At 50.9% G+C, this 16,898-nt stretch carries 16 protein-coding genes and 2 tRNA genes; 8 read left to right on the top strand and 10 right to left on the bottom strand.

What is annotated here, in order from left to right:
- Nucleotides 1–177 precede the first annotated feature (177 nt).
- Nucleotides 178–1,269 (bottom strand): redox-regulated ATPase YchF, encoded by a 1,092-nt coding sequence (gene ychF, locus DRI82_RS22855; RefSeq protein ID WP_114196194.1) that lies wholly within the window; start codon nucleotides 1,267–1,269, stop codon nucleotides 178–180.
- Between the two features lie 301 nt (nucleotides 1,270–1,570).
- Nucleotides 1,571–2,161, bottom strand: a complete 591-nt coding sequence (gene pth / locus DRI82_RS22860) for an aminoacyl-tRNA hydrolase (protein ID WP_114196195.1) — start codon at nucleotides 2,159–2,161, stop codon at nucleotides 1,571–1,573.
- 292 nt (nucleotides 2,162–2,453) lie between these two features.
- On the opposite strand from pth, the gene ychH reads away from it, so the two are divergent.
- On the top strand, nucleotides 2,454–2,726 hold the full coding sequence (ychH, locus tag DRI82_RS22865; protein ID WP_114196196.1) for a stress-induced protein YchH: 273 nt from the start codon (nucleotides 2,454–2,456) through the stop codon (nucleotides 2,724–2,726).
- A 164-nt stretch (nucleotides 2,727–2,890) separates the two neighbouring features.
- On the opposite strand, the gene prs is transcribed toward ychH, so the two are convergent.
- The 3 genes from prs to lolB all read right to left on the bottom strand — a co-directional run bounded on the left by prs (nucleotide 2,891) and on the right by lolB (nucleotide 5,596).
- Nucleotides 2,891–3,838, bottom strand: a complete 948-nt coding sequence (prs, locus tag DRI82_RS22870) for a ribose-phosphate diphosphokinase (RefSeq protein ID WP_114196206.1) — start codon at nucleotides 3,836–3,838, stop codon at nucleotides 2,891–2,893.
- 233 nt (nucleotides 3,839–4,071) lie between these two features.
- Complete coding sequence (gene ispE, locus DRI82_RS22875; protein ID WP_114196197.1) at nucleotides 4,072–4,959, bottom strand: 4-(cytidine 5'-diphospho)-2-C-methyl-D-erythritol kinase; 888 nt, start codon at nucleotides 4,957–4,959, stop codon at nucleotides 4,072–4,074.
- 1 nt (nucleotide 4,960) lies between these two features.
- Nucleotides 4,961–5,596 (bottom strand): lipoprotein insertase outer membrane protein LolB, encoded by a 636-nt coding sequence (lolB, locus tag DRI82_RS22880; protein ID WP_114196207.1) that lies wholly within the window; start codon nucleotides 5,594–5,596, stop codon nucleotides 4,961–4,963.
- Between the two features lie 239 nt (nucleotides 5,597–5,835).
- Here lolB and hemA point away from each other — a divergent pair, with 239 nt between their 5' ends.
- The 6 genes from hemA to kdsA are packed head-to-tail and all read left to right on the top strand — an operon-like array spanning nucleotide 5,836 to nucleotide 11,179.
- The gene (gene hemA / locus DRI82_RS22885) at nucleotides 5,836–7,098 is read left to right on the top strand and encodes a glutamyl-tRNA reductase (protein WP_114196198.1); all 1,263 of its coding nucleotides are present in this window, start codon (nucleotides 5,836–5,838) and stop codon (nucleotides 7,096–7,098) included.
- 31 nt (nucleotides 7,099–7,129) lie between these two features.
- Complete coding sequence (gene prfA, locus DRI82_RS22890; RefSeq protein WP_114196199.1) at nucleotides 7,130–8,212, top strand: peptide chain release factor 1; 1,083 nt, start codon at nucleotides 7,130–7,132, stop codon at nucleotides 8,210–8,212.
- The gene (prmC, locus tag DRI82_RS22895) at nucleotides 8,212–9,042 is read left to right on the top strand and encodes a peptide chain release factor N(5)-glutamine methyltransferase (protein WP_114196200.1); all 831 of its coding nucleotides are present in this window, start codon (nucleotides 8,212–8,214) and stop codon (nucleotides 9,040–9,042) included. The genes prfA and prmC overlap by 1 nt, the downstream gene beginning before the upstream one ends.
- A 19-nt stretch (nucleotides 9,043–9,061) precedes the next feature.
- The gene (locus DRI82_RS22900) at nucleotides 9,062–9,454 is read left to right on the top strand and encodes a SirB2 family protein (RefSeq protein ID WP_114196201.1); all 393 of its coding nucleotides are present in this window, start codon (nucleotides 9,062–9,064) and stop codon (nucleotides 9,452–9,454) included.
- Between the two features lie 2 nt (nucleotides 9,455–9,456).
- Entirely contained in the window at nucleotides 9,457–10,266 is an 810-nt protein-coding gene (gene sirB1 / locus DRI82_RS22905) for an invasion regulator SirB1 (RefSeq protein WP_114196202.1), read from the top strand.
- A 58-nt stretch (nucleotides 10,267–10,324) separates the two neighbouring features.
- Nucleotides 10,325–11,179, top strand: a complete 855-nt coding sequence (gene kdsA, locus DRI82_RS22910; protein WP_114196203.1) for a 3-deoxy-8-phosphooctulonate synthase — start codon at nucleotides 10,325–10,327, stop codon at nucleotides 11,177–11,179.
- Nucleotides 11,180–11,299: 120 nt separating this feature from the next.
- Here kdsA and dauA read toward each other — a convergent pair whose 3' ends face one another.
- Nucleotides 11,300–12,994, bottom strand: coding sequence for a C4-dicarboxylic acid transporter DauA (gene dauA / locus DRI82_RS22915; RefSeq protein WP_114196208.1), 1,695 nt, complete (start codon nucleotides 12,992–12,994; stop codon nucleotides 11,300–11,302).
- 406 nt (nucleotides 12,995–13,400) lie between these two features.
- On the opposite strand from dauA, the gene DRI82_RS22920 reads away from it, so the two are divergent.
- Entirely contained in the window at nucleotides 13,401–14,483 is a 1,083-nt protein-coding gene (locus DRI82_RS22920; RefSeq protein ID WP_114196204.1) for a GGDEF domain-containing protein, read from the top strand.
- Nucleotides 14,484–14,609: 126 nt separating this feature from the next.
- Here DRI82_RS22920 and DRI82_RS22925 read toward each other — a convergent pair.
- The 4 genes from DRI82_RS22925 to DRI82_RS22940 form a co-directional block, all read right to left on the bottom strand.
- A tRNA-Ser gene (locus tag DRI82_RS22925) sits at nucleotides 14,610–14,699 on the bottom strand.
- A 278-nt stretch (nucleotides 14,700–14,977) separates the two neighbouring features.
- Nucleotides 14,978–15,067, bottom strand: a tRNA-Ser gene (locus DRI82_RS22930).
- A gap of 472 nt (nucleotides 15,068–15,539) precedes the next feature.
- Nucleotides 15,540–15,944 (bottom strand): hypothetical protein, encoded by a 405-nt coding sequence (locus DRI82_RS22935; protein WP_114196205.1) that lies wholly within the window; start codon nucleotides 15,942–15,944, stop codon nucleotides 15,540–15,542.
- On the bottom strand, nucleotides 15,937–16,898 hold a 962-nt coding region (locus tag DRI82_RS22940), incomplete at its 5' end, for a PAAR domain-containing protein (protein WP_114196209.1). The genes DRI82_RS22935 and DRI82_RS22940, both read right to left, overlap by 8 nt.

The following is a 16,898-nucleotide window of genomic DNA, read 5'->3' on the forward strand; positions in this document are numbered from 1 at the left end:
GTTTACGGGCCGTAAGTAATCCATAGATGCAAATGTCAGATCGCGATGCGCCTGTTAGGGCGCGGCTGGCAAGAGAGCCTTATAGGCGCATATGAAAAACCTCCGGCTATGCCGGAGGATATTTATTGTATTTTTCGTATTCATGAGTCATCGAGAGATGTCATGCACCGAGCAAAATTAGACGTTAAACAGGAAATTCATCACGTCGCCATCTTTTACGATGTAATCCTTACCTTCTGCGCGCATCTTACCGGCTTCCTTCGCGCCTTGTTCACCCTTGTAAGTGATGAAATCTTCATAGGCGATGGTCTGGGCGCGGATAAAACCTTTCTCGAAATCGGTGTGGATCTTGCCAGCCGCTTGTGGCGCTGTGGCACCGACAGGGATGGTCCAGGCGCGGACTTCTTTCACACCCGCAGTGAAATAGGTTTGCAGGTTCAACAGTTCATAACCGGCGCGAATAACGCGGTTCAGGCCCGGCTCTTCCAGACCCAATTCAGCCATGAATTCGGCGCGATCTTCGTCATCAAGCTCCGCGATATCTGACTCAACGGCGGCGCAAACTGCAACCACTACAGAACCTTCACTTTCTGCGATAGCGCGAACTTTATCCAGATACGGATTGTTCTCGTAACCGTCTTCGTTAACGTTGGCAATATACATGGTTGGCTTGAGCGTAAGGAAGCTCAGGTAGCGGATTGCCGCTCTGTCTTCATCGGTCAGATCCAGCGAACGCAGCATCCCGGCGTTTTCCAACTGTGGCAGACATTTTTCCAGCGCAGCCAGTTCAGCTTTTGCGTCTTTATCGCCGCCTTTGGCTTTCTTCTGTACGCGATGGATAGCACGCTCACAGGTTTCCAGATCGGACAACGCCAGTTCGGTATTGATAACGTCGATATCGTCGGCTGGGTCAACTTTACCTGCGACGTGAATGATATTGTCATTCTCAAAACAACGCACAACGTGGCCGATTGCTTCGGTTTCACGGATGTTGGTCAGGAATTGGTTGCCCAGACCTTCGCCCTTGGACGCGCCTTTGACCAGACCGGCAATATCCACGAACTCCATGGTTGTTGGCAGGATACGCTGGGGTTTAACAATTTCTGCCAGCTTGTCCAGACGCGGATCTGGCATGGGGACCACACCCGTGTTAGGTTCGATAGTGCAGAACGGGAAGTTTGCTGCTTCAATACCCGCTTTAGTCAACGCGTTGAACAGGGTAGATTTACCGACGTTAGGCAGACCTACGATACCGCATTTGAATCCCATGTTTTATATCACCTTAAAGAGTTTAAAAATTAACGCCTGACCAGCGTTGCGTTAATTTGCTGACAAAATTTTCCGTTATTATACACGTAATGCCGTTTTATCTCGATCCACAGTTTTCTCCAGCGTTTGCCGTGGGGAGAAATGACCTCAAACGCGCGGTCAAAACGCAGGTCGCAAGACGCAAGATACAAAGAGTTAACGTGTGGATGGCGTATTGACGGGACAGTCGCGGCGTTTATGGACTAAGCGAGCGGGGAAGGGATCCCCACTAAATTCAACGGATTGCGTATTTATTGCGTGTTTACAGCTGGGCCTTGAATCCATGCAGGCGCTGGACGGCTTTATTGAGATCTTCTTTCATCAGGATATCGGTGCAGCGAATCGCTTCATCAATGGCATCATCAATCAGCTTCTGTTCAGTGGCGGGTGGTTTTCCCAAAACGAATCCCACCACTTTATTCTTGTCACCGGGATGGCCGATACCAATCCGCATACGGTAGAAGTTGGGGTTGTTACCCAGGCGATTCTGGATGTCTTTCAACCCATTATGGCCGCCATTACCCCCCCCGCGTTTAATTTTCGCTGAACCGGGCGGAATATCCAATTCATCATGGGCAACCAGTATTTCATCGGGCTCAATGCGGTAAAAAGTCGCCATCGCCAGGACGGATTTGCCACTCAGATTCATAAACGTAGTAGGAACGAGCAGGCGCACATCCTGACCCGCCAGCGTCATCCGGGCGGTATAGCCGAAGAATTTACTCTCTTCTTTCAACGAAAGATTGTGCTGTCGAGCCAGTGAGTCGACGTACCAAGCCCCCGCATTGTGGCGAGTCTGGGCATATTCAGCGCCGGGATTGGCGAGGCCAACAATTAATTTTATGCTGCTCACGGAATATTCGCTTAAATCTATTTACGGAAAGCCGCTTAGTTTACCTGCGCTGGCAAATAATAACAAAGTGCAGTTTATCAATTGTGGAGATATAGTTAAAAAAGTGAATAATACCCATCCTGAACAATTCGCTTTTTGAAGGGAAAACGCTTTTAAAGTAAAGATTTGTCAAACTTATTTACTCATCTGTGATCTCATGCGCAAACCCTTATTTTTAGTCTGCCTATAATTTAGACTATTAGAACGGATGAATAATCACATTCCCGTTCTGGTAATAAAATGGAGGTGACATATGAAACGTAAAAGCGCAACCTTATTAGGCAATGTGCTGATGGGCGTGGGTTTAGTCACTATGGTTGTGGGGGTAGGATACTCAATCCTGACACAATTACCCGAACTCAATTTACCAGAATTTTTTGCCCACGGTGCCATTATGAGCATTTTTGTTGGGGCTCTGCTTTGGCTGGTTGGTGCGCGTGTTGGCGGTCGCGAAAATGTTGCGGATCGTTACTGGTGGATCAGGCACTTCGACAAGCGTTGTACCCGCAACCCGCGTTCCCATTAATACATTCCCCTAATAGTTCGCCAGTATACCTGAGCGTTGGCATTAAACCTGAATAGCTGAGAATCCCGTGGTCACAACGCTGCGGGATTTTTGTATGGGTGATGCACAACTCAAAAAAAAAGCGACGGCAGAGCCATCGCTTTTCTTACGCAGGATCTACGCTATCAATGTTCGAACATTGCAGAGATGGATTCTTCGTTACTGATACGACGAATCGCTTCCGCCAGCATGCCTGACAGCGTCAGGGTACGGACGTTTTTCAGTGCGCGGATTTCTGCAGACAAAGGAATGGTATCGCAAACAATCACTTCATCGATGACAGAATGCTTGATGTTTTCTACGGCATTGCCGGAGAAGATCGGGTGGGTTGCATAGGCAAAAACACGCTTCGCGCCACGTTCTTTCAACGCTTCAGCGGCTTTACACAGCGTACCACCGGTGTCGATCATATCATCAACCAGCACACAATCACGGCCTGCGACATCACCGATGATATGCATCACCTGTGAAACGTTTGCGCGTGGACGACGCTTGTCAATAATCGCCATGTCAGTGTCATTCAGCAGCTTGGCAATCGCACGTGCGCGAACGACGCCGCCAATGTCCGGAGAGACCACAATGGGATTGACCAGATTCTGCTGCAGCATATCTTCCAGCAGGATCGGGCTGCCGAAGACGTTATCTACCGGTACATCAAAGAATCCCTGAATTTGTTCAGCGTGCAAATCCACGGTCAATACACGGTCAACCCCAACGCTTGAGAGAAAATCAGCAACGACTTTGGCGGTGATAGGAACACGGGCTGAACGTACACGACGATCCTGACGCGCGTAACCGAAATAAGGAATAACGGCTGTAATGCGGCCTGCGGAAGCGCGGCGCAGGGCATCAACCATAACAACCAGCTCCATCAGGTTATCGTTGGTTGGTGCGCAGGTGGACTGGATGATGAAAATATCACCACCGCGTACATTTTCGTTGATTTGCACGCTCACTTCGCCGTCGCTAAAACGACCTACAGCGGCGTCACCAAGGCTGGTGTACAAACGGTTGGCAATACGTTGTGCTAGTTCCGGGGTGGCGTTACCAGCAAAAAGCTTCATATCAGGCACGAGAAGAACCTCAGGCTTGCGTCCAGAGAAGGTATTACCGTTCAGCATCACCGGGCGGTGAGAGATGCTGGGGCAATATCCATACGGGTATAAAAAAATGAGATACTGCAAAATAACGGAGACAGTGCAACCCCTTTACGTGGATTACCGCTGAGTCCTCAGCTTTGCATTACTGACTGTCTTTGTTACTCACTACATTCGTTACTAACTGTATTCATTACTCACGACATGCATTAAAACCAACATGCTTTGCCGGACATACTCAATTGCCCGGAGCGGACGCGGTGCAGTGGTGAGACGTTAACGCCCCGTGCCACAAACCCACGCAACCACTCAGGGGCTTTATTTAACACCTGACGGGCAACGGACTCGGTGTCGAATTCGGCAAACACACAAGCACCTGTTCCAGTCAGCCGTGACGGCGCGTATTCTAACAGCCATGAAAGAGCCTGTTCAACCTCACGAAAACGTTTTCTTGCAATCGGTTCGCAATCATTTGCGTAAGATGTGCTTAATAGCACATCAATTGGCCTTTTTTCTGTATTACGGATTAAATCCGGGTCAGAAAAAATAACCGGCGTAGGAATGCTGACACCGGGATGCGCAACCAGATACCATTTTTCCGCTGGCTCGACGGGTTGCAGAATTTCGCCAATCCCTTGCGCAAATGCAGCATGCCCACCAACAAACACCGGAACATCGGCGCCCAATGATAACCCCATTTCGCAAAGAATGTCGTCACTCAAACCACTTTGCCACATTTCATTCAGGGCGATCAGCACGCTTGCGGCGTTTGATGAGCCGCCACCAAGTCCGCCGCCCATCGGCAATATCTTCTCAATGGCCAGATCCGCACCGCGTGTTAGGGTACGGATCTGCCGCTTATCACAATAACGCTGCAACATGAGCGCTGCGCGAACGATCAGATTATCGTCGTCCGCCACGCCTTCGACCGGCGTCAAGAGACGAATCTGCCGGTCATCGCGCAGGGTAACGCTCAGCGTATCGCCATAATCAAGAAACTGGAAAAGCGTTTGCAACAGGTGATACCCGTCTGCACGCTGGCCAGTGATATAGAGGAAAAGATTGAGTTTTGCCGGGCAGGGCCAAAGTCGGGTCATATCAGTTCAACGTCCAACTGTTCATTTTCAATTTGATGCGCTGACCACCCTGGGTCAGTTCCAGGCTTTCCGGAAGTGACGGCGTCACTTCATCACTGTAACTTTGATAGCTGACTTTCCAGTTAAGGCCGTTTTGCGAGTAGTTGACCTGCTTCAGTCGATATTGGCTGTCGAGGGTAAAATCACTCGCATCGCCTGGCAGGCCCAACATCCATTTACGCAGGTTATCCAGCGGAATGGCCATACCCGTCAGTTTTTGCACCATCTCTTCGGCATTATCGCTGACGTAACGTTTGCCTTGGTTATTGGTTAACTGCACCACGCCTTTTTGTACTTTCAGCTCCATTTCAGTGCTGCCAAGCGGATTGGTCAACAACAGGCGATAACTGTCGGGGGAGTATTGCTGCCAGAAAAAGCGCGCATAAACTTTTTGTTTATCAGATAAATAGGCAAAAGATCCGCGGGTTTGATACTGGGTCAGTTTCTCTACCTGTTGTTGATGTTCACGCCATAGCGGGGAGGTTGGTGACGTCGCCGGGCCTTGGGGTGCTGTAATCGTACAAGCCGTTAATACCAGGCTGGCCAGAGGGAGCAGACGGACAAAGCGGCCCTTGCGTATGAGCTGATCCTTTTGCATAAGCATAATAAGTAAACACGTCCTCACAGGTTTGGTGCATCAATTCTATCATAAGCTGTTCATGCCAGGGTCATGCCTGCGATCGTCAATATTCTTCGTGCCAGGTTTGTGCACGAAATTAGACGGGTAAGATAATGGGTGGATAATGCGGTGTTGCTTTTATTGATCCCTCGCATCTTGTAGAATGCGGCTCAGACAAGAACCCTTATTAAGACAAGTATTATTCGATAGCCGTCCTCATGACCCTGCTTGCTTTAGGTATAAATCACAAAACCGCCCCAGTGTCTCTGCGTGAACGGGTAACATTTTCACCAGAGACGCTAGAACAGGCGCTCAATAGCTTGCTCCAGCAACCGCTGGTGCAGGGCGGCGTCGTATTATCTACCTGTAATCGCACGGAACTTTATCTTAGTGTGGAACAGCGTGGAAATATTCACGACCAACTGGTGACCTGGCTTTGTGATTACCACCACTTGAGTCCGGAAGAGGTGAGCAAAAGCATCTATTGGCATCATGATAATGAGGCCGTCAGCCATTTGATGCGCGTCGCCAGTGGACTGGATTCTCTGGTGCTTGGGGAACCGCAGATTCTGGGGCAGGTGAAAAAAGCCTTTGCTGAGTCCCAGCGCGGCCGCTCTCTGGATGGTGAGCTTGAACGGCTATTCCAGAAGTCTTTCTCCGTCGCCAAACGCGTGCGAACTGAAACCGATATCGGTGCCAGTGCGGTGTCAGTGGCCTTTGCGGCCTGTACGCTGGCACGTCAAATTTTTGAATCGCTGTCAGAACTGAATGTCATGCTGGTGGGTGCTGGTGAAACCATCGAACTGGTGGCCCGTCATTTGCGCGAGCATCAGGTGCGGCACATGATTATCGCCAACCGCACCCGTGAGCGGGCGCAGGTTTTGGCTGACGAAGTGGGTGCCGAAGTCATCACCCTGCCAGAAATTGATGAACGCCTGGCCGATGCCGATATCATTATCAGTTCCACGGCCAGTCCGCTGCCGATTATCGGTAAAGGCATGGTGGAAAGGGCGCTGAAAACCCGCCGTAACCAGCCTATGCTGTTGATTGACATTGCCGTTCCGCGCGATATCGAGCCGGAAGTCGGTAAATTATCGAACGCCTATCTCTATAGCGTTGATGATTTGCACAGCATTATCCAAAAAAATCTTGCCCAGCGTAAAGCGGCCGCGGTTCAGGCTGAGTCTATCGTCGTGCAGGAAAGCACCAACTTTATGGCCTGGCTGCGTTCGCAGGGTGCCGTAGAGACCATCCGTGATTACCGCTCCCAGGCTGACGCTATCCGCGCAGAGATGGAAGCGGAAGCCATAGCCGCCATTCAGCAAGGGGCGGATGTCGAGACAGTCATTCATAAATTGGCTCACAAACTGACCAACCGTCTTATTCATGCCCCAACCAAATCCCTTCAGCAGGCCGCCAGCGATGGCGATGTGCAACGCCTGCAAATTTTACGCGACAGCCTTGGGCTGGATCAGCATTAGTTCTCTTTAATTACAGGGTTTATAACCACGCATGAAGCCTTCTATTGTTGCCAAACTGGAAGCGTTACAAGAGCGCCATGAAGAAGTTCAGGCCATGCTCGGCGATGCCAGCGTGATTGCCGATCAGGATCGTTTTCGCGGTCTGTCACGCGAATACTCGCAGCTCACCGATGTTACCCGCTGTTTTCAGAACTGGCGTCAGGTGCAGGACGACCTGCAAACTGCAGAGATGATGCTTGATGATCCGGAAATGCGCGATATGGCGCAGGAAGAGATCAAAGACGCCAAAGCAACGCTGGAAGAACTCGAACAACAATTGCAGGTGTTGCTGCTGCCGAAAGATCCGGATGATGAGCGTGGGTGTTTCCTTGAAATCCGTGCCGGAACCGGCGGAGATGAAGCCGCGATTTTTGCGGGTGACATGTTCCGTATGTACAGCCGTTATGCCGAAGCCCGCCGCTGGCGCGTTGAGATCGTCAGTTTTAATGACGGTGAGCATGGCGGCTATAAAGAAGTGATTGCCAAAGTGTCCGGTGAAGGCGTTTACGGTCAACTGAAGTTCGAGTCGGGCGGACACCGCGTGCAGCGCGTGCCGGAAACCGAATCGCAGGGTCGTATCCATACTTCGGCCTGCACCGTTGCGGTGATGCCTGAAGTGCCAGAGGCAGAAATGCCGGAGATCAATGCAGGCGATCTGCGCATTGACACGTTCCGCTCTTCCGGTGCGGGTGGTCAGCACGTTAACACCACCGACTCGGCGATTCGTATTACCCACTTGCCAACCGGTATTGTTGTTGAGTGCCAGGACGAACGTTCCCAGCACAAAAACAAGGCCAAGGCGATGTCCGTATTGGGCGCGCGTATCCGTGCAGCGGAAATGGCCAAGCGCCATCAGGCTGAAGCGTCAACCCGACGTAATCTGCTGGGCACCGGCGATCGTTCCGATCGCAACCGCACGTATAATTTCCCGCAGGGGCGCGTGACCGATCACCGCATCAACCTGACGCTCTATCGTCTGGATGAAGTGATGGAGGGCAAGCTGGATATGCTGATTCAGCCGATTGTGCAGGAGTATCAGGCCGATCAGCTCTCCGCTCTCTCCGAGCAAGAGTAATGGACTATCAGCGATGGTTGGCGAGGGCGATTCCTCGACTGGCACAGAGCGAAAGTGGCAAACGCGATGCGGAAATCCTGCTCGGGTTTGTCACGGGAAAACCCCGTACTTTTCTGCTGGCGTTTGGTGAAACGTTACTGCTGCCTGAACAGTTGGCGCAGCTTGAGGTTTTGCTGGGCAGGCGGGAGCAGGGCGAACCTGTCGCATATCTGGTGGGGGAGCGGGAGTTCTGGTCCCTGCCGCTGTCCGTGTCACCGGCCACGCTGATTCCCCGTCCCGACACCGAGTGCCTGGTCGAACAGGCGCTTTTGCGCCTGCCGCCGTCGCCGGGCGCGATTCTCGATTTGGGGACAGGTACAGGGGCCATTGCTCTGGCAATAGCCAGCGAACGCCCGGATTGTCAGGTCATCGGGGTGGATTTCAATCCGCAGGCGGTTGAATTGGCGAGCCACAACGCACAGAAGTTGTCGATTCCCAACGCAAGATTCATTCAGGGCAGTTGGTTTTCAACGCTGGCCGATCAGCAATTTACCCTCATTGCCAGTAATCCTCCTTATATCGATTCTGCTGACCCGCATTTGCAGCAGGGTGATGTGCGTTATGAACCGGCCAGTGCGCTGGTGGCGGCGCAAGAGGGAATGGCCGATCTGCATCATATTATCGACAAAAGCCCGCATCATTTGCTTGGTGGCGGCTGGCTATTGTTGGAACACGGCTGGCAACAGGCCGCGCAGGTTAGGCAAGCGCTTTTGGCGCGTGGGTTCAGCAGCGTGGAAACAGTGAAGGATTACGGTGGTAATGAGCGGATAACGCTCGGCCAGTGGCAATAAATCAGAAAGGGGTAGCGGAATGTCGGCATTTTTCTTGACGTTAGATCTTCATATTCTCACGGTAGTGGTCAGTATTTCACTTTTTATCCTGCGATTTTACTGGAAATACAGCGGCTCGGTGATGTTGCAAAAGCGCTGGGTGAAAATTTTACCCCATCTGAATGATACAATACTGATGGTCAGTGGCATCGTGTTGATGGTGATGACTCGTCTTTATCCATTCACCCCGCAAGGGAGTTGGATGACAGAAAAACTGCTGGGGGTTATTCTCTATATCTTGTTGGGATTTGTTGCCCTGAGCAAAAAGCCACGCAGCCAGAAAGTCCGTTGGATAGCCTTTATACTGGCGGTGGCATGTTTTTACCTGATCGTTAAGGTAGCGATGACCAAGTTGCCGCTGCTGATAGGATAATTATGAGTAGTATTGCTGATTTCGAATTCAATTCTTCGCCGTTGAGCGCGGGCGTCATACTGGTCTCCCAGGCTATTCGTCGTGATTTTCCGGGCGAACTGGTTGAGAAACAGTTACAGGCACTCGTTGAGGAAGCGCGCAGTGTTGTGCAGGAAGAACTTGACCAGGATCGGCAACTTGAAGCGTTGATCGTGCTTTTCTTCCGCACCTGGGGTTTTGGTGGTGCCGGGGGCGTTTATCGTCTGTCAGATGCGATTTGGCTGGATAAGGTTCTGGCTGCCCGCCAGGGGACGCCGGTGTCGCTTGGCGTGATTTTCCTGCATATTGCCCACAAACTGAATTTACCTCTGATGCCGGTGATTTTCCCTACCCAACTGATTTTACGGGCAGACTGGCTCGATGAAGAGATGTGGCTGGTGAACCCGCTCAATGGCGAAACGTTGAGTGAGCACATCCTTGAAGTGTGGCTGAAAGGCAATCTGGGGCCGGGAATTGTGCTGGAAGATGAAGATCTCGAAGAGTCCGAAAACACGCTGGTCGTGCGCAAGATGCTCGATACCCTGAAAGCGGCACTGATGGAAGAGAAACAGATGGAACTGGCCTTACGCGCCAGCGAAGCGGTACTGGAGTTCGATCCCGACGATCCCTACGAGATCCGCGACCGGGGTCTGATCTATGCGCAGTTGGACTGCGCGCATATTGCCGTTTCGGATTTGAGCTATTTTGTTGAGCAATGCCCGGAAGATCCCATTTCCGAAGTGATTAAGCTGCAGATTCACTCGATTGAACATAAGCGCATCACGCTGCACTAGTTGCATGGCTGCACACCCTTATTCCGATTTACCATTTACTATCAATAAAGGCGAAAGCATGAAACAGAAAGTGGTTAGCATAGGTGACATCAAGGTAGCAAACGACCTGCCGTTTGTTCTGTTCGGTGGAATGAATGTCCTGGAGTCGCGCGATCTGGCGATGCGCATCTGCGAACACTACGTAACCGTGACGCAAAAACTGGGCATCCCTTACGTATTCAAAGCCTCTTTTGACAAAGCCAACCGCTCCTCGATTCACTCTTACCGTGGCCCTGGCCTGGAAGAGGGAATGAAAATTTTCCAGGAACTGAAGCAGACGTTTGGTGTGAAAGTGATCACCGACGTACATGAAGCCTCTCAGGCGCAACCTGTTTCAGAAGTGGTTGATGTCATCCAGTTGCCAGCGTTTCTGGCGCGTCAGACCGATCTGGTTGAGGCCATGGCCAAGACGGGCGCAGTCATTAACGTCAAGAAACCGCAATTCGTCAGCCCCGGGCAAATGGGCAATATCGTTGATAAATTCAAAGAAGGCGGCAACGATCAGGTTATTCTCTGCGATCGCGGCAGCAACTTCGGTTATGACAATCTGGTTGTCGATATGCTGGGTATCAATGTCATGGTGCAGGCGACGGGCGGCCATCCGGTGATTTTCGATGTGACCCATGCGTTGCAGTGCCGCGACCCGTTTGGTGCTGCTTCCGGTGGTCGTCGTGCGCAGGTTGCCGAATTGGCCCGTGCGGGGATGGCGGTTGGGTTGGCTGGCCTGTTCATTGAGGCGCATCCGGATCCGGATCACGCAAGATGCGATGGTCCTTCTGCATTGCCACTCGATAAACTCGAACCTTTCCTGGTGCAGATGAAAGCGATTGACGATCTGGTGAAGAGCTTCCCGGCATTGGATACCAGCAAGTAATCAATCCCGCAGGGCGTTCAATAAAGTGAATGTCCGGGATGTGGGACGCCGTTAAGGCAAAAAAGGCGGGATTGTAGAGTCCCGCCTTTTTGTTGGCTATCCTTCAGGGGCTGAGAGAACTCAGTCGCGCAGGGATTTTATCGCTTCTGGCAGCGTATGAAAGAAGCTGAGTCTGCCGTTGATCGGCTTGACCCGGGCGCGCGCCAGCGTCTTCAGCGGCTGGAAGGGAATATCGGTAATCACCAGGTGTTTGCCTGTTGGCAGAAGATCGATAAAGCGCAGGAAGGCATTCAATCCCCCCGCATCCAGCACCGGCACGGCATCCCATTGCAGAATGATGGTGGGGTAATCCTCACTGCTTTCCATCAGTTCAGTGAACAACCGTTCCGCTGCCGCGAAGAACAGTGGACCATTCACCCGCATTACCAGCATATTTTCTGCTTGTCCGACATGCAACTCACTCAGACGGGTCATACGCGCAATACGACGCATAAACAACAGTGATGCCAGCACAATCCCGATCGTAATCGCGATCACCATATCGAACAGCACCGTCAAACTCATACACAGCAGCATAACGATGATGTCGTCTTTTGGCGCGCGACGCAGAAGATAAACGACTTTGTGCCCCTCACTCATGTTCCACGCCACAATCAACAACAGCGAGGCCATCGCCGCCAGCGGCAGGTATGAGAGCCACGGCGCGAGCACCAGTAATGCCAAAATCACCAGAAGCGAATGCACGACCGCCGAGACGGGAGAGGTTGCGCCAGCACGCACGTTGGCGGCGGAACGGGCAATGGCAGCCGTTGCGGTGATGCCTCCAAAGAATGGCGCAACAATGTTGCCCAGCCCCTGACCGACCAACTCATTATTCGAATGGTGTTTTTTACCGGTCATACCGTCCAGCACCACGGCGCAGAGCAGGGATTCAATCGCACCCAGCATCGCCATGGAAAATGCCGCAGGAAGCAGCGCGGATAGCATGTTCCAGCTCAGATCAGGCGTTGTGCCGTCCGCAGCCGGTAAATTCCACGGCAGGAGAAATTGCGGCAAAATCGGCGGTATGCCTGCGCCCTGGGTGCCATCGGCCAGTAAATAGCTGAAACGCGATCCGATCGTGGCAACCTGATGGTCAAACGTTGCCAGAATTACCATCACCAGCGAACCGGCAAGCAGTGCAGGCAGATGCCCCGGAACACGCAATCCCAGCTTGGGCCACCAAATCAGCACAACCAGGGTGACGATGGCTATCAACGTATCGCCATAATCGAGCGTCGGCATCGCCTGCGCCAGAGCCAGCACCTTGCCGATGTAATTTTCTGGCACCTCCGTCATTGCCAAACCAAACAGATCTTTGACCTGCATGGTGGCGATAGTGATAGCAATACCGGACGTGAAGCCGAGCGTCACTGAGAGCGGGATATATTCAATCAGACGGCCAAAGCGTGCCATTCCCATACAGACGAGAAATACACCCGACATCATCGTCGCTATCAGCAAACCAGAAAGCCCGAATTGTTGTGATACCGGGTAGAGGATCACCACGAAGGCGGCGGTCGGCCCCGAAACACTGAATCGGGATCCCCCGCTGAGGGCAATCACAATCCCGGCGACTGCCGAAGTATAGAGACCATATTGCGGTGGAACCCCGCTGCCTATTGCCAGCGCCATCGCCAGCGGAATGGCGATAATCCCGACGGTAATACCGGCAATAATGTCTTTGATAAAGCGTTGAGAGGTATATTTTTCGCGCCAACACGCGTCAGTCAGTGCACTGAACAAACGAATGCCGTTAATTTCATGCTTTTTCATGTAAGCGGTAAACCAAAGCTGTAAAACACTCAAGATGGCGGGACTGGAAAGCCCGTCGCGAACTGAAGCAAACAACGATACGCCCTCAGCCCGCATGAAATCTAGATGTATATCAAATTGTGATGACAATTTTAAAAAATGAATAAATCAATAATGTATCATTGCCATACAAGGGCAGAAATCAGGCTTTATCAGCCAATCAAAAGAGCAATATACCGCATTTCAGCCTTCAGACGCGGCAGGGCAGTTCTGATGCATATAACCCTCATTTTGTGGGGAGTGACGCGGTAACGATAACGGCAAGATTATTTTTGTGTGAGCCACCTGGCCAACTGACAATCATCTATATTGTTGTTATCTGTGGAGTAAGTGCGCTCTCGATGCTATATAAGGTATCTGACCCTGAATGCTCTCTATTACCCCTTTGATGACCCTGTATGGGGACGTCTGCGTCACTTATGGCACGCTATCGCTCAGCTACTTTGCCCTGAGTAAAAACACGCCTTTTTCTTATCATTGTGAAGTGTGGAAACGTATCGCCTTTGGTTTGATTGCGGGTTTTGCCGTGCTGTTCCTGAATTATGATCGACTCACTCTGACCGATGATATTTTTTTCAGTTTCGAAATGATCCCCATGATTCTGGCAACATTTTATGGTGGCTGGATCAGTGGCATCACCTGCTATGCCGTGAATTTTTTCCTCTCGGATCCTTTCACGCTCAATAATTTTTTCATCGCCACAATCATGATTCCATTGTTTATGGGACGCGTCTGGCTGCACAAAACCAATAGAGTGTTTTACTCAACCATCATTACTATCGCCATCTACCGTATGTTGTTACTTTTGAGTCAAAGCGATCTGCAAGTTTCCTGGTGGGCGATTATTTTTTACCAACTGGTCACCATTATTTGTGTGGCGATCTGTTTTCATGCGCTGAATTTCAAAGAACGCCATATCCATGCCTATTTTTCGATGCGCAAACGGGCCACTATCGACAGCCTGACGCAAATAAATAACCGGGCCAGTATCGACTATAAGCTGGCGATATTGCATGCCAACCACCGGGCATGCGGACTGCTGATTCTGGATATCGATAATTTCAAGAAAGTGAACGATACCTATGGGCATCTGATTGGCGACAGGTTACTGACCGCCATTGGCGGCATACTGAATGAAAATATTCGTGGAGAGGATTTTGCCGGGCGTTATGGCGGCGAGGAGTTTCTGGTTGTCACCGCCAGCGATAATGCATCGACGATCCTGGCGATGGCGGAGCGACTGCGTAGCGTGGTGGCTGAAACCCGTGTGCCGCTGGAAGGAAGTGCGACGTTGGCGGTTACGGTCTCAATTGGCGTCTCAATTTATTCTCCCGGTATGGAGATGAAAAAAGCGTTGGCCGCCGCCGATGAGGCGCTGTACCGGGCAAAACGGCAGGGTAAAAACAGGGTGATATCCAGCAAGGGGATGGAAAAGCAGCACGTGGACTGAGTCGGTGCTGGATGTTGTTTTGGATACAGATGTTGTTTTGGAGGCAAATGTTGTTTTAGATGTAAATAGTGCTTTGAAGGCAAAAGAAAAAGCCCCGGACTTTCGTCCAGGGCTTTCACTCAAATTTGGCGGAGAGAGAGGGGTTCGAACCCTCGATACGCTTACGCGTATACACACTTTCCAGGCGTGCTCCTTCAACCGCTCAGACACCTCTCCAAATTTTCCGTTGTCCGCAGTGCGGTGCAACGGGGCGCTACTATAGGGAGAGTCGCTCATTGGGTCAAGAATAATTTATCGCTTTACCCCTGTCTGGTCACGCCTCGTCCGCTTTGTTCGATAATCATACACCTCGTCGGATTAACGTGCATGTCCCCTGATGACGGGCACGATTTCGGCCATTTTTGCGGCTATTAGTTCGACGCCTAACCCGGGGTATTTTTTGCTCACCAAAAGCAAAAAGCCCCGGACTTTCGTCCAGGGCTTTCGCTCTAATTTGGCGGAGAGAGAGGGGTTCGAACCCTCGATACGCTTACGCGTATACACACTTTCCAGGCGTGCTCCTTCAACCGCTCAGACACCTCTCCAAATTATTGTCACCGTTACCAAGTAGCGTTGACGGACGCTAATGTAGGGAAAAGTGCGTCCAGCGTCAACACACTTCTGCATCATTTTGCCTGTTTAGCCAAACTTACAGCAATTTGCTGATTTACAGCACAAAGTTTGCCTGAAGTATGAGCGCCAGCCTCATACACCCCGCCTTTACTCTTACATTCGATGGTCGAGCCAGCGCCAAGCAAATGGCACTACCGTACAGAGCCAGACGGTCAGAATGTTGATGATCTCTATCGCAAGATAGGTAGATATTCGCTAAGGCGATGAATGGAACGGAGGCAGGGTATCCAGCATTGATCCTTATTTTGCAGCACAGCGGAGTATCGTGTCGGCGCTTGGACTTTCGGAGCTTACTGGTAAGGATTTCTTTGGAAAACGTTAAATGCCGCTAAAAAGGATAATTTTTCTTAGCGGCATTCAGTTATGTATTACGTAAGTGGTGGGTTATCTTCCACCATGTTTTATGGCGAATACTAAAATTCCGGCGGTTATGAAGAATGCCAGACTGGCGGCCGCAAGATATAGCTCTATATAAAATGGGCCGATCAGCCGTTTCGGTAATCCTCGCATGAAATCTTTGTCGTCATTTTTCGTGAAGTGAGAACTTTTATTCCAAAGTAACGGCTTGAAAATAAACTGCATTTTTACACTATAGGCAAAGTTCACATAGAGAGTATTCACGTTATCAAAGATCTGCACCATCTCAGGTAAACTGCCGAATTTCTCCTTATACAATTCGCAGATTTCTCGGAATTTCTTTCGATTGAAGAAAGACAATATTAGGCTTGCAATGCCTAATAGCATCGCAGCGAGACTGGTGATTATTACCGCATCTTTTAAGTCAATCATCACTTGTGGTCTCGTAAAAGCCTAATTTCTCACCGATAAACTCACCAGCAGCCCCCATAGTTGAGCTGAATGTTTTATCGGTCCCATATGAGATCCCTCCAGCAACTCCGATTGTGCAGAGAAGCGCACCAGCGCCACCAGCTTCAAAAGTTGCTGCACCTAAAACGACGGCACAAACAGTATCAGCAGCGCTCCCCGCCAGAATTTTACTGGCGACTCTAACGCCGATTAAGCTACCGGAAAACTCACCAATTGAAGTAAACGAGGTTTTCGCACAATCCCGACCCACGGTGCAGGCTTCAGTGATCTTCGCTGCGGTATCAAGAGCAGACAGGCCAAGGCCGATCTTGCCTGCGGTTTCCATCAGCTTCACGTACTTAGCCAGTTTTTCGATGTGCGTTGCGTAACCTTCGATATCGCTAACACCTGTTTCGTTCCAGCGATGGGTTATTGAACTGCTTGAAAGCCCAAGCGCGTTTTTGAGGCTGGCGTATTCGTTGAACATGAAGCGATGTCTCATGAACATTTTCAGGACGCTATCGAGTTGACCAAATAAGCGACGACGTTCAACGAAAAACTGCTCACCGATTAGAGTGCCGCTGGTGATGTACTGGTTTTTGTATGTCTTCTCGATCTCGACAAGGATTTTTTCGACCTTCTCGAAATATCCCTTTGCAGCTTCGGTTACCTGCCCTGAATACCCGTAAGTATCGCTTGCAGTGCTGGCAGCAGCGGCGAACATCTCAATGGTGTCTTTGTGCTTGTGCAGAAAGTTGGCTTGCTGGTGTGAGAGTGGCGCTAATGCAGCGTCAACACGCGATTTTGCGGCCTGCATGTGGGCGATCTGTTCACTGTCCTGCTTATCAGGGTCAACCAAAAGCAGAATTGAACCGGCTTTGTATTCTTTACCTTCACCATTCAAAGAATGAAATAATTCTCGTGTTCCTGCTGGCG

The organism is Edaphovirga cremea, assembly GCF_003332275.1.
Taxonomy (GTDB): domain Bacteria; phylum Pseudomonadota; class Gammaproteobacteria; order Enterobacterales; family Enterobacteriaceae; genus Edaphovirga; species Edaphovirga cremea.